We start from the raw sequence: 20,605 nt of genomic DNA on the forward strand, positions 1-20,605 counted from the left end.
CGGGCGCCCCCACCCCCCCGCAGCCCGCGCCGCCCCCCCCCCCCCCCCACGGACCGTTATGACCTGTTACGCGGCGGTGTGGTGCGGGTCCATGGTGCCCGCGGGCGCCAGGGACTGCCGCTGCGCGCCACGTTCGGCGGCCCGCTGGGCCTTGGCCTTGGCGGCCTTGCCCGGTGCGACGCCGTTGATGGTCTCCGTGCTGGTCGCGTAGACGCCGAGCGCCCATGCCACGCCGTCGGCGTTGCGGTCCAGCGCGACCCGGTCGACGTTGCCCAGGTTGTCGCAGGCCTTGTGGTAGCAGGGGTCGTACGCGACGCCCGCCGTACCGCCCCACTTCGCGGCCTGCGCGGCGGTCTTGAGGCCCTCCGCGCCGGTGTCGAGCCCGCCGGCCGGGATACCGGCGGCGATGAAGCCGCCGTAGTCGGAGCGGCCGGTGAAGTCGGTGCCCTCGACCTGGACACCCTTCGAGCCGAGGTAGTCGACGAAGGTCTTCTCGATCTGCGCCGAACCATACGGGCCGGGGCCCGCACCGACGTTGTCCGAATTGTCACCGTCGTAGGCGAAGTACCCGGCGTTCGGCGAGCCGGTCATGTCGAAGTTCAGGTACAGCGCGAGATCGAGCTGCTGCTCGAAGCTCAGCGAATTGACGTAGTACTTCGAGCCGACGAGGCCGAACTCCTCGGCACTCCAGAACCCGAACCGGACGGCGTTGTTGGTCTTCGGCTTGCCGCCGAGCTGCAGCGCGGTCTCGAGCAGGGTCGCCGAACCGGTCCCGTTGTCGTTGATGCCCGGCCCGGCCGGGACGCTGTCGAGGTGGGCGCCGAGCATCACGACGTTGTCCTTGCGCCCGGTCTTGGTCTCGGCGAGGACGTTGTAGCTGGTGCGCGCCTCCTGGAAGGCACGCAGCTCGAGCGTCACCGACACGCCGCCCTGCTTGGCAAGCGCTTCCCCGGCCGCCTGGGTGACCCCGCCGGTCGGGATCTTGGCGTTCTCCGGTCCGCCGAGCGTGCCGTTGAGGGCACCGGCCTCGTTGTTGTAGACGATCGCGCCGATCGCGCCCGCCGCCGCGGCGGACTGCTGCTTCTGCGCGAACGAGCAGCCACCGCGCTTGATCAGGGCGATCTTGCCGGTGACGTCGGGGTAGCCGGTGGCCGCGCAGCCGGTCGCGTCGCTGACCGGGACGACCGCGAGCGGCGCCGTGATGCCGCCGACCGGCGTCGACTTCGTGTACTCCATCGCGATGACCGGCACGTCGCCGCCGGCGGCGGTCAGCTTCTCGGCGAGGGTTTCGCTGTAGGTGAAGGGGAATTCCTGCCGCGTGACGTCGTAGCCCGCGGCCTCGAGCTTGGTCGCGATGTATTCGGCGGACTTCTTGTGCCCGTCCGTACTGGCCGCGCGGGTGCCGTTGCTGGTGTCGGCGAACCGCTGGAACGCGACGAGATGCCGGTTGATCCCGGCGACGCCGACCTTCTTGACGAGCTGCTTCGCGAGCGCGGGTCCGTCCGGTTCCCCGGTGGCCGCGGCCGGTGTCGCCCCCAGAGCGAGCGTGGCGCAGGCGGCAAGAGCCATCGGCGCGACGAATCTTCTTCGGTTATGTGACATGGTGACACCTTTGTTCCCGGTGTCCGCAACGTCAATGCGGCATTCGGCGCACTCCCCTGCCCCCGGGATACAGTCGACGGCATGTACGCGATCTCTATCCGTGAGCCCGGTGGACCCGAAGTTCTCGAGTGGACCGAGGTGCCCGACCCGTCACCCGGCCCCGGCGAGGTCCTGCTGGACGTCACGGCGAGCGCGGTGAACCGGGCGGACCTGTTGCAGCGGATCGGCGTGTACCCACCACCGCCGGGAGCCAGCGAAATCCTCGGCCTGGAGTGTTCGGGGACGATCGCCGAACTCGGCGAGGACGTCGAAGGCTGGCAGGTCGGCGACGAGGTGTGCGCGCTGCTGGCCGGTGGTGGCTACGCGGAGAAGGTCGTCGTCCCGGCGGGACAGCTGCTGCCGATCCCCGGCGAAGTCGACACGATCGCCGCGGCCGGGCTGCCCGAGGTCGCCTGCACGGTGTGGGCGAACGTCGTGATGCACGGCAAGCTCGGCGAGGGCGACGTCCTGCTGGTGCACGGCGGCGCGGGCGGCATCGGCACGCACGCGATCCAGGTCGGCAAGGCCCTCGGCGCGACGGTCGCGGTCACCGCGGGCTCGGCCGAGCGGCTGGAGAGCTGCCGCCAGCTCGGCGCCGACATCACCATCAACTACCGCGACGAGGACTTCGTCGAGGTGCTCAAGAACCAGACCCACGGCGCGGACGTCATCCTCGACAACATGGGTGCGTCCTATGTGGACCGCAACCTCAGCGCGCTGGCGATGGACGGGCGGCTGGTGATCATCGGGATGCAGGGCGGCGTCAAGGGCGAGCTGAACGTCGGGAAGCTGCTGGGCAAGCGCGCCAGCGTGTTCGCCGCCGGACTGCGTGCCCGGCCGCTGGACCAGAAGGCCGCGATCGTCGCCGACGTCCGTGCCCGGCTGTGGCCGCTGGTCGAACAGGGCTCGGTCAAGCCGATCGTCGGCCAGGTCGTGCCGATGGCCGAGGCCGCCGACGCGCATCGCGCGCTGGAGGACGGCTCGGTGTTCGGCAAGGTCCTGCTCGCCGCGAAATCCTGACCGCGCAAGGGGTCCTGGAGGTCATCCCCGCCGCCGCGGGGAACGTTGCCGGAATCGCGAGTGCGACACCGCGGATTCTGGCTCATCCCCGCCGGCGCGAGGAAGCATGTCGGCAGCCAGGGTCTGGTGCACAGCGACCGCGGACCAGCCCCGCGAGTACGGGGAACGCGCTTACCGCAGCTCTTCCAGGACACGCACGAGCTGGTTGATCTCGAAGACGTTGGAGTAGTGCGCGAGCCCGATCCGTACCGCTCCCCCGACCTCGCCGACGCCGAGTGACGCGAAGACGCCGCTCGTCCCGTCGTCGGCGAAGGCACACAATCCCTGCGACGCCAGGTACTCCGCGACCTCCGGCGCCTTGCGGCCGGCGATGGCGAACGCCAGCGCCGGGATGCGCCGCATCGCGTCGCCGATGACCATCACGTGCTGCATCGAGCGCAGCTCCGTGGCCAGCTGCGCGAGCAGGCCCGCGTGGTACGACTTCGCTGAGCCGAGCGAGGTGACCAGCCGCTCGCGCCGCGACCCCGATGCCGCGTCGTCGAGCCCGGCGAGGTAGTCGATCGAGGCGATGAGCCCGGCGAGCAACGGGTACGCGTGCGGGCCGAGTTCCAGGCGCGCGGCGCCGCGAGCGAGCGGGTCCAGCGACACCGACGGGATACGTTCCAGCATCTCCGGATCGCGGAACACCAGCGCCCCCACCGACGGCCCGCCCCAGGCCTGCGCGGACACCACGAGCACGTCGGCGCCGAGCGCGTTGAGGTCGAGCGGGACGAACGGCGCGGCGTAGGTGGCGTCGACCACCACCAGCGCGCCGACGCGCTTGGCGAACTCGATCACCGTCGGCACGTCCGGCCGCGTCCCGACCGAGCCCGAGGCCAGGGTGACCGCCACGGCCTTGGTGCGCGCCGTGACCAGGTTCTCGTACTGCCAGGCGGGCAGCTCGCAGGTTTCGATGTCGATCTCGCCCCAGCGGACGACCGCGCCGACCCGCTTCGCGGCGCGCTGCCACGGCGCCAGGTTCGCCTGCTCGTCGAGCCGGGACACGACGATCTCGTCCCCGATCGTCCAGCGTTCGGCGAGCGCGTCGACGAGGCGGCGCAACAGCACCGGCGCGCTCGGCCCGAGCACGACGGCGCCCGGGTCCGCGCCGACCAGATCGGCGACCGCGCGCCGAGCCGCGGTGACGATGCTTTCCGCGCGCTGGGAGGCGGGGAACGCCCCGCCCGGCCCGGAAACCGGAGCCCGCATCGCGGTGGAAACGGCCGAAGCGACCTGTTCCGGGACGAGCATTCCGGCGGCGCCGTCGAAATGAATCCAGCCGTCACCCAGTGCGGGGAACAACCCACGGATACGAGCGACGTCGAACGCCATGGGGACACCGTACGGTCGTGCCGTTCCGCGTCGCGCCCGGGGTTGGGCAGAAGGCCACATCACAGCACGTTTGCCGCTACTCTCGGAGACGGACACGAGCACCCGATGCGCCGACGTATCGGCCGCACGCCAGGATGGAGCACATGACGGAGCCGAACCCCCGGGAAACGAGCACAGCCGGTGACGCCGGCGGCGAGGCCTCACCCCACGTGGTGGTGGTCGGCCCGGACGGGACGCCGGTGGGCACCGCGCGACTCTCCCCCGACGGTGGCGGAGCCGAAGCGGACGGCGTCGGCGAGCTGATCGAAGAACCCGCCAAGGTGATGCGGATCGGCACGATGATCAAGCAGCTGCTGGAGGAGGTCCGCGCCGCACCGCTCGACGACGCGAGCCGCAACCGGCTGCGCGAGATCCACCAGACCTCCGTCCGCGAACTGGAGCAGGCCCTCGCCCCGGAACTGCAGGACGAGCTGGAGCGGCTGGTCCGCCCGTTCACCGAGGACTCCACGCCGTCGGACGCCGAGCTGCGGATCGCGCAGGCCCAGCTCGTCGGCTGGCTGGAGGGGCTGTTCTCCGGCATCCAGACCGCGTTGTTCGCCCAGCAGATGGCCGCGCGGGTGCAGCTCGAGCAGATGCGCCGCGGACTGCCTGCCGGCTCGTCGGCCGCACCCGGCGAGGGCCACGGCCACGGCATCTCCGGCACCGGCCAGTACCTGTAGTCACCACAAGCCGTTAAGGCCACCTTGCGGGCGTCTGACGCCCGTAAGGTGGCCTTAACGGCATTTCGGCCCGGGGTGGAGCGGGAGCAAGGGACCTTTGCTATCGCCGCGCGACCTCGCGGAAGAAGGCACGGAGATCGCCGAGTAGCAGGTCCGGCTGTTCCAGCCCCGGGAAGTGACCACCGCGGTCGAACTCCGTCCAGCGCACGATCGGGTCGGTCCGCTCGGCGAGGGCCCGGACCGGCAGGGTCGTGTCGTCCGGGAAGTGCGCGAGGGCTGTCGGAACCGTCGACGGCGGCTGCGCCCCCACGGCGGCGAGCGCGCTCTGGTAGATCCGCGCCGACGAGTTCGCGGTCGCGGTGAACCAGTAGATCGCGACGTTCGTGAGCAGGGTGTCGCGATCTACGACGTCAGCGCTGTCCGCGTCGATGCTGGAGAACGTCCGGAACTTTTCGGCGATCCACGCGAGCTGACCTGACGGCGAGTCGGTCAGGCCGTAGGAAAGCGTTTGCGCCCTGGTGCCCTGGATGAACACATGGCCCATGCCGTCCCGGGTGAACCGGCCGAACCTGGCCAGTGACAGCTCCGCGCGCGCCCGGTCGTCGCCGGTGAGCCCCTCCAGATCGGCCGGGGTCTTCGCCACCGCGCCCAGCATGGTCGTCACGTGCGCGCCGTGCAGCCGCTCCGGATGCCGCACCGCGAGCTGCCGCGTGATGATCGCGCCCCAGTCACCGCCGTGTGCGCAGAAGCGCTCGTAGCCCAGCCCGCTCATCAGCTCGGCGAACGCGTCCGCGACCCGCTCAGGGCCCCAGTCGGGATCCGTGGGTGGCCCGGAGAAGCCGAACCCCGGGATCGAGGGCACGACGACATGGAAGGCGTCGGCGGGATCACCGTCGTGCGCCCGCGGATCCGCCAGCGCCCCGGCCATGCCGAGGAATTCGACGAACGACCCCGGCCAGCCATGGGTGAGCAGGAGCGGCACCGCGTCCGGCTCCGGCGAGCGGAGGTGCGTGAAATGGACGTTCGCGCCATCGATTGTCGTCGTGAACTGCGGGAACTCGTTGAGCCACCGCTCGCGGGCCCGCCAGTCGAAGTCCAGCCGCCAGTATTCGGCCAGCTCACGCACGTAATCGACCGGCGCGCCGAGCCGCCAGCCGAGGCCGGTGGGCTGATCGGGCCAGCGGGTGTTCGCCAGCCGCGCGGCGAGATCGTCGAGCTGGGCTTGGGGAATGTCGACATGGAACGGCCTGATCTCGGACGTCATTCGCCCACCCTAGGAAGATCGGTGCCCGATTCGACCGGCTCGCACCCGGACTCGCACCAAGGTACGCCCGGACGGACCGCACGGAACACGCTTCGTGTCGTACCGGAGACGTACCGGTTACAACCAGAAGGCGGGGCGAACCCAGCGCCGCTCACCCCATCGGTACCCTCGTCCACGTGCATGCGACCAGCACGGTTCACACAGCCGAATCCAGCGTCGCGGCACCGGTCCACCCGGTGTCGGACAGCAAGACGTTCAAGCGTGCCTTCGCCGACATCAAGGCCGGGTTCCGGGCCCGCGAACTCTGGGGCCACCTGGGCTGGCAGGACATCAAGCAGCGCTACCGCCGCTCGGTGATCGGGCCGTTCTGGATCACCATCAGCCAGGCCGTCATCGCGCTGGGCCTCGGACTGCTGTACTCGCAGCTGTTCCACCTGTCGGTAGCGGTGTTTCTCCCCTACCTGTCCACCGGCTTCATCATCTGGGGCTTCATCAGCGGCTGCCTCGCCGAGGGCATGGAGACGTTCATCTCGAACGAGGGGCTGATCAAACAGCTCCCAGCACCGCTGAGCGTGTACGCGCTGCGGACGGTGTGGCGCCAGACCCTGCTGCTGGCGCACAACCTGATCGTCTACGTGATCGTGGTGGCGATCTTCTTCGCCACCCTCGACAACCCGTACTCGCTGGGTACCCAGCACGGCGCCTGCGACGCCACCCACCTCTGCCATCCCGGGCTCAGCTGGAACATCTTCCTCGCGATCCCCGGCTTCCTCCTGCTGGCGCTCAACGCGGGCTGGGTGACGTTGCTGCTCGGCATCGCCTCCACCCGGTTCCGCGACATCCCGCAGGTGATCAACTCCCTGATCCAGCTGATGTTCTACGGCACTCCGATCGTCTGGCCGGTCGACCAGCTGCTCGCGGGCGGGACCCGCGAAGGCCTCTCGAAGGTCGTCCTGCCGATCATCCAGGCGAATCCGCTCTACCACTTCATGCAGGTGGTCCGTGCCCCGCTGCTCGGACAGTCCTTCACCGTCGGCAACTGGATCGTGGTCGGCTCCATCACCATCGTCGGCTGGGCGCTCGCGCTCGTCGCCATGCGCAACTACCGCGCACGCGTCTCGTATTGGGTGTGACACATGGTCAGCATTGACGTTCACAACGCGTTCGTGGACTTCCCGATCTTCGACGCCAAGACGCGATCGATGAAGAAGAAGGTCCTCGGCAAGGTCGGCGGCAAGATCGGCACCGACACCAAGGTGCCGATCATCGAGGCCCTCCACGATGTGAGCCTGACCCTGCGCGAAGGCGACCGGGTCGGGCTGGTCGGGCACAACGGCGCCGGGAAGTCGACCCTGCTGCGGCTGCTCGCCGGAATCTACGAGCCGACCCGCGGGTCGGCGAGGATCGTCGGCAAGATCGCGCCCGTCTTCGACCTCGGCATCGGGATGGACCCGGAGATCTCCGGCGAGGAGAACATCATCATCCGCGGCCTGTTCCTCGGCATGACCGCCAAGGAGATGGAGAAGCGGGTCGACGACATCGCCGAGTTCACCGAGCTGGGCGACTACCTGAAGATGCCGCTGCGGACGTACTCGACGGGTATGCGGGTCCGGCTCGCGCTCGGCGTGGTCACCTCGATCGACCCCGAGATCCTGATCCTCGACGAGGGCATCGGCGCGGTCGACGCGGCCTTCCTCAACAAGGCTCGCGACCGGCTCAAGGACCTGGTGAAGCGCTCCGGCATCCTGGTGTTCGCCAGCCACGCCGACGAGTTCCTCTTCGAACTGTGCGACTCCGCGCTCTGGATGGACGAAGGCCACATCAAGCAACGCGGTTCGCTGCGAGACGTCCTCACCGGGTACAAGGGCCGTGACCCCTTCGAGGACATGGGCAAGGAAACCCTGGAGCGCCTGGGCATCGAGCCGGTGGCGACGACGAACGGCGGAGAGTAATGACCAGCGAGACCCGGCAGCTGCCCGAAGGCGCCGTCGTCGGCGTGGTCGTCACGCGACACCGGCGCGAACTGCTCGCGGACTCGCTCAAGGTCATCGCCGCCCAGACCCGCGCGGTCGATCACCTCGTGGTGGTCGACAACGGGCCGGACCAGTCCGCACGCGACGTCGTCGAGGGGTACCCGCTGCCCTTCACGTACCTGCCCTCGCACCGGAACCTCGGCGGCGCCGGCGGGTTCGCGCTCGGCATGCTGCACGCGCTGTCGCTCGGCGCGGAGTGGATCTGGCTGGCGGACGACGACGGCCGCCCCGCCGACGAGCACGTCCTCGCGACGCTGCTGGAGGAAGCCGAAAAACGCGGACTCGCCGAGATCTCGCCGGTGGTGGCGAACATCGACGCGCCCGCGAAACTCGCCTTCCCGCTGCGCCGCGGGCTCACCTGGAAACGCTCCTCGGCCGAGCTCGGCACCGACTTCCTGCCCGGCATCGCCTCGCTGATGAACGGCGCTCTGTTCCGGGCGTCCACTTTGGACGTCGTGGGCGTGCCGGATCTGCGGCTGTTCTTCCGCGGCGACGAGGTCGAACTGCACCGGCGGCTGGCCAGGTCCGGGCTGCCGTTCGGCACCTCGCTCAAGGCGACCTACCTGCACCCGGACGGCTCCGACGAGTTCAAGCCGATGCTGGGTGGCAAGTTCCACGCGCAGGACCCCGAGAACGAGGTCAAGCGCTACTACACCTACCGCAACCGGGGTTACCTGCTTTCCCAGCCGGGTATGCGCAAGATCGGCGCGCTCGAAGTGATCCGCTTCGGCCTCTACTTCGTCGGTGTGAAGCGGGATCCGAAGGCATTTCTGCAGTGGCTGAAGCTGGTCCGCCAGGGCCGGCAGGAGAAGTTCTTCCGCTACTGATCGCTGCTCCGTCCACTGTGGACGAGCACGCACTCCGGAACACGAAAAGCCGCCCCGTCCCTTTTCCGGGACGGGGCGGCTTTCGTAGTGAACGCTATTCGCCGATGACCGGGGGCGCGGTCCGCATGTCGGTACCGAAGACCTCGTCCGGGTCACCCTCGACGAGGTAGGTCGGACGCTGGTGCTCGGTGTCCTCGTCACCCTCCCCGTGCTGGCCACGAGCGCCGCCCATGCCACCGGCGCCCATGCCACCGCGGCCACCCGCGCCGGAGCCGAGGCCACCCATGCCGCGACCCGCGGCGGTCTCGGCCGCGCCGATGCCACCGGGCCGGGCGGCACCCGAACCGGCACCGGCGCCCGGAGTGGAACCCGAACCGCCACCGGGGCCGAAGCCGCCGCCACGGCCGACCTTGCTGTTGTACTCGGCGTCACCACCCATGCCGCCCATCGGCCCCATGCCACCCATCGGCATCGGGCCCATCCCCATGGGCATGGCGGTGTTGGCGTTGTTCGGCGTCGGCAGCGACGGGCTCGGCGGCACGTAGCCGGACGGAGCCGTGCCGCTGCCCACCGGCAGGTGGCCCGATCCGGTGATCGAGCCGGGCGCGCTGGGGATCGACGAACCGCCGCCGGGAATGTTGACCGACCCGCCGGGGATCGACGAGCCGCCCCCGCCGGAGCCACCGCCGCCGGTGTTGCCGCTGAAGTTGTTGCCACCGGGGATGTTGACGTTGCCGGTGTTGTTCCCGCCGCCCTTGTTCTTGTCGCTGTCGGACGGCTCGGTCTTGCCACCTCCGCCGACGCTGAACTTCGGGGGCTCGGCGAACACGGGCTGCTTCGACGCGGCCTCGTAGAGCTGCTTGTCGTAGCTCGACATGACGCGGGCCGCGTCCTCGTGTGCCTTGTTGCTGTCCTGCTGCTTCTGGATCGACTTGTCGATGTTGTCGCCGAGGTTGAACGGATTCGACGTCGCCCACGACTTGAACTCGTCGCCCCAGCTGAACGGGATCGGCTTGGGCATGCTGTTCTTCGCGTTGGCCGCGGCGGTGCCCTGGTCGTACGTGGTTTCCGAAGCCAGCTTCGCGTTCTGGGAGTTGGCGTCGGCCCATTTGCCGAGGCTGGTGAAGTAGGCCTGCGCGTTCCCCGCCGCGGCGCCCTCCCAGGTGCCCTTCGACTTGTTGACCGCCTCGGTCATCGTCGTGGCGAACTGCTCGAACGCCTTGTGCACGTCGAAGTAGGCGTTGGAGACGTTCGAGACCTGCTCGACGTTGAGGTTCTGGTCGAGGTAGCCCTTGAGCTGCGTGTGCTCGTGCCCGAGGTAGTCCGCGTCGGACGGGTGCAGGCCCTTGACGTACTCGACGTCCCGGCCGGTGGTGAGGTCCTTGACGTTCTTGTCCCCGACCTCGGTGGACTGCTGTTTCGCCTTACCCGAAGCGAGCCAGGTCTGGATGACGCCGAAGAGCCAGTTGTCCTTGTCGACGCCCTCTTGCGCCTTCTTGTCGAAGTAGGCGTCGCGCTGGGCCGGGGACAACTCGGCGACCTGGCGCTGCGTCAGGTCGGGTGTCTTGGCCGATGGCGTGCTCATCTTGGTCCCCCTTTACGCCTTGGGAAGCTTGGGTTCGACGACGTCGGCGACCTTCGAGGCGATGTCGCAGGCCTTGGCCGAATCAGCGGACACGATCGAGACGTCGACCCGCGAGCCGGTGCCGACCGCGAGCGCGAGCACGCAGCCCTCCGGCGGCTGCGGCGCCTGGATGGCCTTGCGGCCGCTCGTCATGGTTCCGGGCTTCTTGCCGCCGCCGTTGTCCGGCAGCGCGTCCAGCCCGGCATTGTCCCGCACCGTGATGTCGACGGTCAGCGTGTCATCCGAGGCGTTCGCCCGCTGGCGCACGAGCTGACAGTCCCGCGCGCCCGCGCCGACGTCCTGCTTCGTCGGCCCGTCGAAAGTGCCATACGTACTGAGATCCGACCCGCTGACCAGCGTGCACGGGTCCAGCGACGCCGTGCCGCCACCGGGAAGGCCACTCGCGGACGCCGGCGGCGAGGAAGGCCCGCCGGACGCCGTGCCCGCCGGAGAGGCGGTGCCGGACTGCTGGCTGGAGCAGCCCGCGAGCACGAACGCGCCCGCGGCCAGCGCGAACGTGGAGCGCAGGAGCAGGTTCCGCATCGGCCTCAGGCCTCGAGGGTCTTGACGGACTTGGAGAGGTCCGCCGCGCGCTGCTCGGTCTCCTTGTAAAGACCGGCGGCCCTGGCCAGCGCCTCGTCGGCCTGCTTGAGCACCGAACTGAACTGCTGCAGCACCTGCTGGGCCGACCCGGCCGCCTCGGCCGCGCCCTTCTGGTCGTGCGCGGCGACGGTGTGCCCGTAGGGGTGACTGCCGAGCTGCGGGGCCTGGGAGAGCACCTGGGTCTTGCCCTTGAGGCTGTCGAGCTTGGTGGCCATGTCGTTCAGCGCCTTGCGCAGCGGCTCCACACCGGCGGCGGTGATCTTGAAACCACCGCTCTTGGCCGCGTTGACGAGCTTCTGCGTCTCGTCGGTGACGGCCTTGACGGCCTGAATGTTCATCCCGCCGGCAGCGAACGCGGCAGCCCCCGCGGCCATGATTCCCTGGCCGACCGCCCCGCCACCTGAATCAGCCTGGAAACTCATCGCCGCCCCATATCCTCGCCCGTGCGTCTGCGCCCCGCAGTCTACTAGCCGGGCACACTGTGCAACGGGCTTTCATCCGATTCACCTGAGCACCGCTCAGTCACCGTGCACTACGACGCGACCGGGCGACGGCCGGTTCCCGCGCCTTTAGAAATGACCCTCGAGCTGGGTGTAGAGCTGCTGGGCGATCCGGGCGTTGTCGGCGGGCGCGTAGGTGAGCCACCGCTGGCCGTCGGCGGCGTCGTTGCTGGTCATCAGATAGCGGCCGGCCTCGGTGTCGAACCAGGCCAGCGTCGGCAGGCTGGTGTCCTTGCCGTTGCCGCCCCGGACGTAGGCGGTGAACTGGCCGATCCGCTGCTTCGGCTTCTCGAAGATCCGCTCGACCATCCGCAGCTGCGACGTGCCGGACTGCGACCGCGGAGCGTTCACTCCCGCGAACGGATCGTAACTGTCGTCCTGACGCTGCGTGCGCTGCGGCTGCGGCGCGGGCCGGGCGATGGTCACCGACTGTCCCGGCGCGGCCGGGGTCAGCGGCAGCAGGTCGACGATCGCGGCCACGATGCCGGTCGGCCTCGTCTCCTCGAACACCAGGAGGTTCTCGTCCTGCCGGACCAGCACCGCGAATCGCCCGTTCGAGGCGACCCTCGCGAACAGCTGACGGTCGTCGAGCTGGGCGGCCGCGGTGATGGCGAGGTCACCGCGGACGAAGGTCGTCAGCGCCAGCTCGATGTCGGCGTCCAGCCTGCCCCGCTGGAGCATGCCGCGGCCGTCGAGATCACGCAGTACCGCCTCGCGGATCATCGCCCGCTGCTCGACCGTCGTCCCGACGTGGGGCACCTGGAACGGGATGGGTGCCCTGCCGAGATCGTGGAGCTCGGTCAGGATGTCCACCGCTGCCAGCGACAGCGAGAACGAATGCGGCATCGCCTTTGCCCCCTGCGGATCTGTCCGGTTCTCGGGGAAACGGTAGACCACGCCACGGGAGCGGCGCAGCCGGACGCCGGGACCACTCAGCTCTGCGCGAACCCGCTTGCCGGGGTGATCACGCGCTGGTGCGATGGACGCATGGCAGAACCCAAACCCGCGCTCGTGCTGCACCTGGCCACCGGCGGCGAACCACTCCTGTTCGCCCTCACGCAGGAGGATTCCGGGACTCTGGAAGAGAAACTGACCGACCTCGTCAAGGAAGGCACGGTCACCACCGTGCGCACGAAGGACGGCTCGACCGTGGCGATCAACTTCGCCCATGTCGCGGCGGCCTACATCGACGACCTCAACCGCAAGTCCACCGTCTTCGGCCTGCACAGCTGATTTCCGCCGCGCGGCCTGGGTTCCCCGGACACGCCGAAGGCCACCTCCGGGGGACGCGGAGTCCCTCGACGGTGGCCTTCGGCGTGTGTGCGGCTTGGCTCAGAGCCCGTAGAGACGGGTCCAGTTGTCGCGCGAGGTCAGCTCGGGCATGGCGCGCTTGTACTGCTCCTGGACGGCGGCGCCTTCCTTGCGGAGCCGGTTGATCACCTTGGCGCTCCGGCGGGCGAGGTCGATCATCTTCGCCTTGTCGTAGGAGCGGACCCGCACGCCTTCCTGGTTCGCGTCCGTGACCACGGCGGTGTCGAACTGCGCGATGTGCCACCAGTGGGCCTCGTCGTTCGGGATCGCGCCGAGCGAGAACCGGGTACGGCCGAGGACCCGGTCGAGGATCCGCTTGATCAGCACCAGGCGCTGCAGGCTCGGCCGCGGCGCGGCGTTGATGATGCCGATGTCGTTGGAGGCGATGCCGGGCACGTCGGTGGCCTTGTGGCGTTTGGTCTCCGGGTAGGCATCGCGGATGCGGCGGATCTCCTGCATCGCCGCGACCCCGCCATCACGCAGGACCTCCGGGCCCTCCAGGAAGTCCTCCACCGCCTTGAGCAGCGTGGCGGTCAGCCCGTACTGCATCCCCAGCAGATACCGCACGATCTGCGCCACCAGCACCCGCGACAGCAGATTCAGGTTGAACGGCGAATGCAACGCCGCGGTGATGATCGAATTCCGCAGATTGAAATACCGGTGCCACTCATCCCAGTCCTTCCAGTGGAAGTCCGCGTGCCACACCCCCGCACCCGGCAACGTCACCGTCGGGAACCCCGCCGCCCGCGCCCGATACGAATACTCCGCGTCATCCCACTGGAAAAAGAACGGCATCGGATACCCGACCGCCTTGACCACCTCATACGGGATCAGGCACGACCACCACCCGTTATACCCCGCATCCAGCCGCCGATCCTGCCGGTTCGGCTTCAACGTCTCCTCATCGATCCCCAAAAGATCCGCCGTCTCCAGCGAATGCTCCACCGGCTTGCCCGGCTCCAGCGTGTTGAGGTTCGCGTACTCCGCCCCCACATGCAGCTGATTCGGGTGCAGCAGATTCAGCATCTGCCCACCCACGATGATCGGATTCGCCTGCCGGTTGGAGAACGCCGTCATCCGGATCACCAGATCCGGCTCCAGCAACACGTCGTCGTCCATGAACAACACGTTCGCGTGCTCGGTCGCCGTGTGCCCGGCCACCTCGTACAGGCCCCGCGTGAACCCACCGGCACCGCCGAGGTTCGGCTGCTTGATGTAGTGCAGCTTCTCCCCCAGGTCCTTCGCGACCTGCTCGAACCCGTCACGGGACTCCACCAGATCGGTGCCCTGATCGGCGACGTAGATCGCGTCCAGCGTGTCCAGCGACGACACATCCGCCGCCAGCGCCTGCAAATTCTTCAGGCAGTCATCGGCGCGGTTCATCGTGCAGATCGTCACCGCGGTCGGCCGGATCTTCTCCGGCGCCTCCACCGTCCAGCGGACCCGCTCCACCCGCAGCGTCTGCCCACCCTCGGTCTCCAAGTCCAGCCACAGCGCGCCGCCGTCGTAGAACTTGTCCAGCTTCGCCGTCAACGTCACCAACTGCTGCTTGGCGCCCGTGACCTGCTCGGCGGTGATCACCCGCGGCTCACCCTCGACATCCGAGGCACCCATCGACAGCTGCCCGTCCCCCGTGACAACCGCCTCCACAGCGACCTCGGTCACCGTGGTCCACCGCTGCCAGTAACTGGCCGGGAACCGCCCGAAATACGTGTTCCCCGACACCCGCGACGACGGCTCCACCGTCACCCCGCCACGATCCCGCACCGCCGAGCCCCACTCCAGCTCCGCATACAGATCCTTGCTCACAATCGGAGCCGGACCCGCATACAACCCACGCTGCGCGGTCAGCCTGCCCTGGGGAGTGTGCTCGGTGAACGTGGTCTCCCCAGCCACCTTCACGTCGACGCTCGGGGCCTGTCCGGTGGCTACTGCTTTACCGGGCATAAGAATCCTCAGTTCTCCTTTACCGGGTGTTCACGGAAAACGACCCACTTGAGCATGACGAAATTGATCACCGTGGCGGTTGCCTGCGAGATCACCCAACCGAGTGTGGCTTTCCACGCCGACTCGGGCAGCAGGTGCAACATCCACCGGTTCATGCCGACCGCGACGAAGAACGTCACAGCGTAGAGCAGCACGAACCCGCCGATCTGCGCGCCTCCGCCCCGCCTGCCACCGGCGAAGGTGAACCGCCGGTTCAGGAAGAACGCCGTGGTCGTGCCCACGATGAAGCTGATCGCGCGGGCGATGTCCACCCACGGTGTCGCGTCCATCCCGACCGCGCGCAGCAAGGAGTAGGTGCCCAGGTCGACGAGGGCGCAGAACCCCCCGATGAGGGCGAAGCGGATGAGCTGCCCGAGCAGCCCGGGACTAGACGGCGTCACTGCCGTCGCATCGGCTTGCGGATCAGTCGCCACCACTGCTGTTACCTCATCGGCTTCGATTCGCGGTCGCTTTCAACCACCTGGGCGCTTGTGCCTTGATGCGCAAAGTGTAGAAGCGGGCACTTCAGGGTCACGTTCCGGGCGGTGTTCGGCGTGGCTACCCTGGTCGGGTGACCCAAGCACCCGAGACACAGCGGAAGACGCTCACCGGCTGGGCGAGGACGTCACCGACCATCGCCGACGTGCTGAGCACCCCCGACGTGGAGGTCATCGCGCGCGCAGTAACGAGAGCGGGTGAGCGCGGGGTCATCGCACGGGGGCTCGGCCGCTCCTACGGCGACCCGGCGCAGAACGCGGGCGGCCTTGTCGTCGACATGACCGCGCTGAACCGGATCCACTCGATCGACCCGGACTCGGCGATCGTGGACCTCGACGCGGGCGTCAGCCTGGACACGCTGATGCGCGAGGCACTGCCGTTCGGCCTGTGGGTCCCGGTGCTGCCCGGTACGCGCCAGGTCACCATCGGCGGCGCGATCGCCAACGACATCCACGGCAAGAACCACCACAGCGCGGGCAGCTTCGGCAACCACGTCGTTTCGATGGACCTGGTCACCGCGGACGGGAAGATCCGGACGCTGACGCCGGAGGGCCCCGAGTCCGAGCTGTTCTGGGCGACCGTGGCCGGGATCGGCCTGACCGGCATCATCGTGCGCGCCAAGATCCGGATGACCAAGACCGAGTCCGCGTACTTCATCGTCGACAACGACCGCACCGACGACCTCGACGGCACCCTCGCCCTCATCAGCGACGGCTCCGACGACAACTACACCTACTCGTCGGTCTGGTTCGACACGATCAACAAGGGCCGCAAGCTCGGCCGGGGCGCCTTCGCCCGCGGCTCGCTCGCCAAGCTCGACGACCTGCCGCCGAAGCTGCGGGCCGAACCGCTGAAGTTCTCGGCACCGCAGTTGCTCACAGTGCCGGACGTGTTCCCGAACGGCCTGATGAACAAGTTCTCGCTGAGCGCGATCGGCGAGTTCTACTACCGGTCGACCCCGAAGCACGGCCGGGGGGCGATCCAGAACATCACCGCCTTCTACCACATGCTCGACCTGGTCGGGGAGTGGAACCGCGGCTACGGCAGCAAGGGGTTCCTCCAGTACCAGTTCAGCACCCCGATCGGCGCGAACGAGAGCCTCCGCCGGATCGTGGAGAAGGTCGCGCACTCCGGGCACTACTCGGCGCTCAACGTCTTCAAGCAGATGGGCAAGGGCAACCGGGCGCCGCTGTCGTTCCCCGACACCGGCTGGATGGTCTGCCTCGACTTCCCGATCAAGTCCGGACTGGGCACGCTGTGCAACGAGCTGGACGAAATGGTGCTGGCCGCCGGTGGCCGGTTGTACACGGCGAAGGACTCGCGGACTTCGCCGGAGACGTTCGCGAAGATGTACCCGCGGCTCGAAGAGTGGCGCAAGGTCCGTGCATCCATCGACCCCGAGGGCGTTTTCGCCTCTGACATGAGCCGGAGGCTCGAACTGTGATCGACGCGGTTGGCAATCCCCAGTCCCTGCTGCTGCTCGGCGGCACCTCCGACATCGCGCTGGCGATCGCCGAGAAGTACCTGGCCGAAAAGCCGCTGCGCGTCGTGCTGGCCGCACGGCCCTCGCCCCGGCTGGAAGCGGCGGCGCAGCGCCTGAAGGACAAGGGCGCCGAAGTGTCCACTGTGGACTTCGACGCGCAGGACACGGCCTCGCACCCCGCGGTGCTGGACAAGGCGTTCGAGGGCGGCGACATCGACGTCGCGGTCGTGGCGTTCGGCCTGCTCGGCGACCCCGAGGAGCTGTGGCAGGACCACGCGAAGGCCGTTGAAGCGGCGACGGTGAACTACACCGCCGCGGTGTCGGTCGGTGTCGCGTTGTCGGAGAAGCTCAAGGTCCAGGGGCACGGCACGGTGATCGCGCTGTCCTCGGTGGCCGGTGAGCGCGTCCGGCGGTCGAACTTCGTCTACGGCTCGACCAAGGCCGGGTTCGACGGCTTCTACCTGGGTCTCGGCGAGGCGCTCGCGCCGCACGGCGTCAAGGTGACCGTGGTCCGGCCGGGCCACGTGAAGACCAAGATGACGGCGGGCCTGAAGGACGCCCCGCTGGCGCAGACCGCCGAGCAGGTCGCCGAAATCGCCGTCGACGCCGCCCGCAAGGGCAAGGACCTGGTGTGGGCGCCGGCGCAGTTCCGCCTGGTGATGTCCGCGCTGCGGCACGTGCCCCGCCCGGTCTTCCGCAAGCTGCCCATCTGAGCGACGGGTCTCAACCCACGGGTTGACACCGGAATCCAACCGGGCGGCGCGGAGACCAACCCGCGTATCGATGTGCCGCCCACCCTGCTCACGACACGCTGTGAGCATGACAAACCCGGTGAGCAACTCCCGATTCCTGGTACTGGCACGCGATCTCGTCATCCCGATGGCGGTGTTCTACGTGCTCCGCGCGTTCGACGTCGACGCGCTGTGGGCGCTGTTGCTCGGCGGCCTGCCGCCGGCACTGCGCGTCGGCTGGGTGGCGCTGCGGGAGCGGCGGATCGACCCGCTGGGCTCGTTCGTGCTCGCGATGCTGGTGGTCAACGTCGCGGTGTCGCTGATCTCCGGCGATCCCCGGCTGCTGCTGATCCGCAACGCCTGGTTCGGGCTACTGGTCGGCGGCTGGATGCTCGTCAGCCTCGCGGTGGGGAGCAGGCCGTTCATCTACCACGCGGCGCGGACGATGGTGCCCGGCCGCACCGAGCCGATGGAGCGGCGCTGGGCCGACGACGCGGCGGTCCGGCAGCTGTGGCGCGTCGCCACCCTGTGGTGGGGCGTCGGGAACCTCGCGCTGGGCGGAGTCGTCGTGGCGATGGCCTACACCCTGCCCGTGGACTCCGTGCCGTTCCTGGACGCGCTCGTCACCATCGCCGCGATCGTCGGGGGCCTCAGGCTCACCCGGCGTCAGCTCGCCTCGGCCGACCTCGGGCTCAGGCAGCCTGTCGCGGCGTGAAGCTGTCGAAGGCGCTTACGGCGATGTCGGGCTCCTCGGCGTAGTAACGGATCACGCGGACCGACTCGGTGCCACCGAGCGGGCGGGTCACGGTGATCGGCTCGCGGAGTTCGAGGACGAGGTTGGTGTCGTAGTCCTCGTGCATGATCAGCTCGCCGCCGGTGAACGTCCGCACCGTGGGTGGATGGGTCTGCTTGTGCCGCCGCAGGCTCAGCACGTCCGTGAGCGGCACGCGGACGTCGTAGAAGACACCCGCCCGGATCCGCACCTCACGCGGGGAGACGACGTGTGGCCGGGTGACCGACGCGGCGAAGATGCCGAACACGAACAGCGCCGAGTAGAGGCCGAGCACCAGCAGGACGAGGTCGATCACGATCCCCAGATCGATCAGCCACAACAGGCCGGTCTCGACGAACGAAACCACGGCGAACACGATGAGCATCGGCGTGCGTGGCCCCGAATACGCCAGCGCGACGCCGTCGGACGGGACGTCCTTGCGGCGCCGGAGAAACAGCCAGATGCTGGCGAACGCGCGCCGCTCGTTGCTCAGATACCTCCGGACGGCTCCCATTGGCCCACCCCCTGGGTCAATTCCGGGAGTGTCCGACGCACCCCCTTCGAGGATACCGGCAGTATCGGTCAGCGTGCCGGGGCCAGGTAGAGCCGCTGGGTCCCCACCCACGGCGAATCGATGGTCCAGCTCGCCAGCGCTGTCGGTGGCGGCGCGCGGCGGGTCGTGGCGAGCACGAGGTCGGGGGTCGTGGGGGCGACACTGTGGTCGAAGTTGCGGAAGTTGGCTTCCAGCAACGCGCGCGCCAGGTCGCCGCTGCGGTTCTTCGTCGCCGCGATGGCCGGGTCGACGGCGCCGCGATCGGAGTACTGGTCCAGGAGTTCGCAGTCACAGGCGTACGCCAGCGCGCCCGCCTCACCCGCGCTCTCGACCTTCCTGCCCTTGGCCAGCGCACCGAGCTGTTCGCCGATCTGCCGGTATTCCGCCGACGCCGCGTGGTTGCTGGTGATCGGCGCGAACCGGCGCGGCAGCCCTGGCAACACGTACGCGGCGACACCGGCGAGGACGATCGCGCCGGCGGCGATGGCCGTCCAGGCGCGAGCACGTTGCGGCACTTCGCAAACACCGGCGGCGAGGAAGATCGTCGCGCCGACGATGCTCGACGCGTAGTACCAGTGATAGGGCGGCATGCCGAGCCAGGAATAGACGAGGTAGTGCGCCGCACCGGCGACGGCTAGCGCGGCGAAGGGTGCCAGCTTGCGTGCCCGCGCCGAGCCGGCCCGCAGCTTGACCGTCCACAGTAGACCAGCGACGCCGCCGAACAGCAGCGGTAGAAAGGAAAGTGTTGCGGCGGCGGGAAAACTGCGGAGGTAGAGCAGCGGGCCGTTGGCGAAGCTGAACGCGCCCCACGGTGGCTGGGCGATCTTGATGACCAGTGTGTCCGGCACCGCGGAGCCGAGGACGAGCCAGCTGAACGCGAACCATGGCACGGTGACCGCGAGCAGGGTCAGCATGGTGCGCCAGACCCCGGCCCAGAACCTGCGCCGGGCGAGGAAGACGACGAGGGCGACAAGCAGCAGATCGATCCGGACGAGCACCAGCAGGCCCGCGGTGAGTCCGAACGCGACGGGACGGCGTTCGATGGCGAACGCCGTCAGCCAGACCACCCCGGCGGCGCCGAGCGGGACCTCGAGCCCGATCGAGGATAGCAACAGCGGATTCACCAGCAGCATCGCGAAGGCGAGCGGCGGGAACGCGGACGTGACGCCGGTGCGGGCGGCGACGCGCCGCAGCCCGAGCACCAGCAGGACCTGGCTCAGCACGAAGACGATCCCGGCGGCCAGGACCGCGTCACGCACCAGGAACGCCACCACCGCGAGGACCAGCACGTTCAGCGGCGACGTCGCGGTGTTGGCGATGCCCTGCTCGACCAGGCCCCAGTGGCCGTGGAAGGCGAGGTTCTTCGCATACGACAGGGTGACGTAGCTGTCGTCGATGAGATGACCGCTGACCAGCGAGAACACCACCGCGGACGCCGCCGCGGCCCCGGCGGGCAGCAGCCAGGAACGCGCTCTCGCCGCGACGGAGGTCGGCAGGAGGAACCTCGGCGGCGCGGCAGCGGCGGTGGTGTCCATCACGGAACACCGTACACAATGATCGTGATCTTCTCGTGACCTGCCGGGTCCACGGCTTCGCTGGTGGGCGCTCCCAGGGTCACTGCGGTGCCGTGAAGGCCTCCTTCACAGCGTTGAGCGTTGTGAAGGAGGCC

Annotated in this window: 20 protein-coding genes; 9 read left to right on the forward strand and 11 right to left on the reverse strand. The window is 68.9% G+C overall.

Going from position 1 to position 20,605, the window contains the following annotated elements; all coding sequences use genetic code 11:
* Window positions 1–66: 66 nt before the first annotated feature.
* Window positions 67–1,602: a M28 family metallopeptidase gene (locus tag ACFWX1_RS17925; protein WP_378388554.1), complete on the reverse strand. Its 1,536-nt coding sequence runs from the start codon at window positions 1,600–1,602 to the stop codon at window positions 67–69.
* Window positions 1,603–1,683: 81 nt separating this feature from the next.
* On the opposite strand from ACFWX1_RS17925, the gene ACFWX1_RS17930 reads away from it, so the two are divergent.
* On the forward strand, window positions 1,684–2,661 hold the full coding sequence (locus tag ACFWX1_RS17930) for an NAD(P)H-quinone oxidoreductase (protein ID WP_378388556.1): 978 nt from the start codon (window positions 1,684–1,686) through the stop codon (window positions 2,659–2,661).
* Between the two features lie 171 nt (window positions 2,662–2,832).
* Here the strand turns inward: ACFWX1_RS17930 and ACFWX1_RS17935 are convergent, their stop codons facing one another.
* A complete protein-coding gene (locus ACFWX1_RS17935; protein WP_378388558.1) occupies window positions 2,833–4,032 on the reverse strand; it encodes a cysteine desulfurase-like protein in 1,200 nt (399 codons plus the stop codon).
* 134 nt (window positions 4,033–4,166) lie between these two features.
* Between ACFWX1_RS17935 and ACFWX1_RS17940 the strand changes: the two genes are divergently transcribed.
* Complete coding sequence (locus ACFWX1_RS17940; protein WP_378388560.1) at window positions 4,167–4,751, forward strand: bacterial proteasome activator family protein; 585 nt, start codon at window positions 4,167–4,169, stop codon at window positions 4,749–4,751.
* A 100-nt stretch (window positions 4,752–4,851) separates the two neighbouring features.
* Here ACFWX1_RS17940 and ACFWX1_RS17945 read toward each other — a convergent pair whose 3' ends face one another.
* Window positions 4,852–6,015, reverse strand: a complete 1,164-nt coding sequence (locus ACFWX1_RS17945; RefSeq protein ID WP_378388562.1) for an epoxide hydrolase family protein — start codon at window positions 6,013–6,015, stop codon at window positions 4,852–4,854.
* Between the two features lie 176 nt (window positions 6,016–6,191).
* Between ACFWX1_RS17945 and ACFWX1_RS17950 the strand changes: the two genes are divergently transcribed.
* From ACFWX1_RS17950 to ACFWX1_RS17960, 3 genes are read left to right on the forward strand one after another with little or no spacing between them, the layout of a single operon-like run.
* The gene (locus ACFWX1_RS17950; RefSeq protein WP_378388564.1) at window positions 6,192–7,148 is read left to right on the forward strand and encodes an ABC transporter permease; all 957 of its coding nucleotides are present in this window, start codon (window positions 6,192–6,194) and stop codon (window positions 7,146–7,148) included.
* A gap of 3 nt (window positions 7,149–7,151) precedes the next feature.
* Window positions 7,152–7,967 carry an ABC transporter ATP-binding protein gene (locus ACFWX1_RS17955; RefSeq protein ID WP_378327476.1) on the forward strand — a complete coding sequence of 272 codons (816 nt, stop codon included), beginning with the start codon at window positions 7,152–7,154 and terminating at the stop codon, window positions 7,965–7,967.
* Window positions 7,967–8,875 (forward strand): glycosyltransferase, encoded by a 909-nt coding sequence (locus ACFWX1_RS17960; protein ID WP_378327477.1) that lies wholly within the window; start codon window positions 7,967–7,969, stop codon window positions 8,873–8,875. Before ACFWX1_RS17955 ends, ACFWX1_RS17960 begins: the two co-directional genes overlap by 1 nt.
* A gap of 94 nt (window positions 8,876–8,969) precedes the next feature.
* On the opposite strand, the gene ACFWX1_RS17965 is transcribed toward ACFWX1_RS17960, so the two are convergent.
* The 4 genes from ACFWX1_RS17965 to ACFWX1_RS17980 all read right to left on the reverse strand — a co-directional run bounded on the left by ACFWX1_RS17965 (window position 8,970) and on the right by ACFWX1_RS17980 (window position 12,448).
* A complete protein-coding gene (locus ACFWX1_RS17965) occupies window positions 8,970–10,460 on the reverse strand; it encodes a hypothetical protein (protein ID WP_378388566.1) in 1,491 nt (496 codons plus the stop codon).
* Window positions 10,461–10,472: 12 nt separating this feature from the next.
* A complete protein-coding gene (locus ACFWX1_RS17970; RefSeq protein ID WP_378388568.1) occupies window positions 10,473–11,042 on the reverse strand; it encodes a DUF3558 family protein in 570 nt (189 codons plus the stop codon).
* 5 nt (window positions 11,043–11,047) lie between these two features.
* A complete protein-coding gene (locus ACFWX1_RS17975) occupies window positions 11,048–11,524 on the reverse strand; it encodes a hypothetical protein (protein WP_378388570.1) in 477 nt (158 codons plus the stop codon).
* A gap of 147 nt (window positions 11,525–11,671) precedes the next feature.
* The gene (locus tag ACFWX1_RS17980; protein ID WP_378388572.1) at window positions 11,672–12,448 is read right to left on the reverse strand and encodes an ESX secretion-associated protein EspG; all 777 of its coding nucleotides are present in this window, start codon (window positions 12,446–12,448) and stop codon (window positions 11,672–11,674) included.
* A gap of 141 nt (window positions 12,449–12,589) precedes the next feature.
* Here ACFWX1_RS17980 and ACFWX1_RS17985 point away from each other — a divergent pair, with 141 nt between their 5' ends.
* A complete protein-coding gene (locus ACFWX1_RS17985) occupies window positions 12,590–12,835 on the forward strand; it encodes a hypothetical protein (RefSeq protein ID WP_378388574.1) in 246 nt (81 codons plus the stop codon).
* A gap of 99 nt (window positions 12,836–12,934) precedes the next feature.
* Here the strand turns inward: ACFWX1_RS17985 and ACFWX1_RS17990 are convergent, their stop codons facing one another.
* Window positions 12,935–14,860, reverse strand: coding sequence for a glycosyltransferase (locus ACFWX1_RS17990; protein ID WP_378388576.1), 1,926 nt, complete (start codon window positions 14,858–14,860; stop codon window positions 12,935–12,937).
* Window positions 14,861–14,868: 8 nt separating this feature from the next.
* On the reverse strand, window positions 14,869–15,336 hold the full coding sequence (locus ACFWX1_RS17995) for a GtrA family protein (protein ID WP_378388578.1): 468 nt from the start codon (window positions 15,334–15,336) through the stop codon (window positions 14,869–14,871).
* Between the two features lie 134 nt (window positions 15,337–15,470).
* On the opposite strand from ACFWX1_RS17995, the gene ACFWX1_RS18000 reads away from it, so the two are divergent.
* From ACFWX1_RS18000 to ACFWX1_RS18010, 3 genes are all read left to right on the forward strand, one after another.
* Window positions 15,471–16,841 carry an FAD-binding protein gene (locus ACFWX1_RS18000; protein ID WP_378331696.1) on the forward strand — a complete coding sequence of 457 codons (1,371 nt, stop codon included), beginning with the start codon at window positions 15,471–15,473 and terminating at the stop codon, window positions 16,839–16,841.
* Window positions 16,838–17,593: a decaprenylphospho-beta-D-erythro-pentofuranosid-2-ulose 2-reductase gene (locus tag ACFWX1_RS18005; RefSeq protein WP_378388580.1), complete on the forward strand. Its 756-nt coding sequence runs from the start codon at window positions 16,838–16,840 to the stop codon at window positions 17,591–17,593. Before ACFWX1_RS18000 ends, ACFWX1_RS18005 begins: the two co-directional genes overlap by 4 nt.
* A 106-nt stretch (window positions 17,594–17,699) precedes the next feature.
* Window positions 17,700–18,326: a VC0807 family protein gene (locus tag ACFWX1_RS18010; RefSeq protein WP_378388582.1), complete on the forward strand. Its 627-nt coding sequence runs from the start codon at window positions 17,700–17,702 to the stop codon at window positions 18,324–18,326.
* Here ACFWX1_RS18010 and ACFWX1_RS18015 read toward each other — a convergent pair.
* Together ACFWX1_RS18015 and ACFWX1_RS18020 are read right to left on the reverse strand one after the other, a co-directional pair.
* The gene (locus ACFWX1_RS18015; RefSeq protein WP_378388584.1) at window positions 18,304–18,897 is read right to left on the reverse strand and encodes a hypothetical protein; all 594 of its coding nucleotides are present in this window, start codon (window positions 18,895–18,897) and stop codon (window positions 18,304–18,306) included. The genes ACFWX1_RS18010 and ACFWX1_RS18015 overlap by 23 nt on opposite strands.
* Window positions 18,898–18,965: 68 nt before the next feature.
* Window positions 18,966–20,471 carry a hypothetical protein gene (locus ACFWX1_RS18020; RefSeq protein WP_378388586.1) on the reverse strand — a complete coding sequence of 502 codons (1,506 nt, stop codon included), beginning with the start codon at window positions 20,469–20,471 and terminating at the stop codon, window positions 18,966–18,968.
* Window positions 20,472–20,605 lie beyond the last annotated feature (134 nt).

Source organism: Amycolatopsis sp. NPDC059021 (genome assembly GCF_042739895.1).
GTDB lineage: Bacteria > Actinomycetota > Actinomycetes > Mycobacteriales > Pseudonocardiaceae > Amycolatopsis.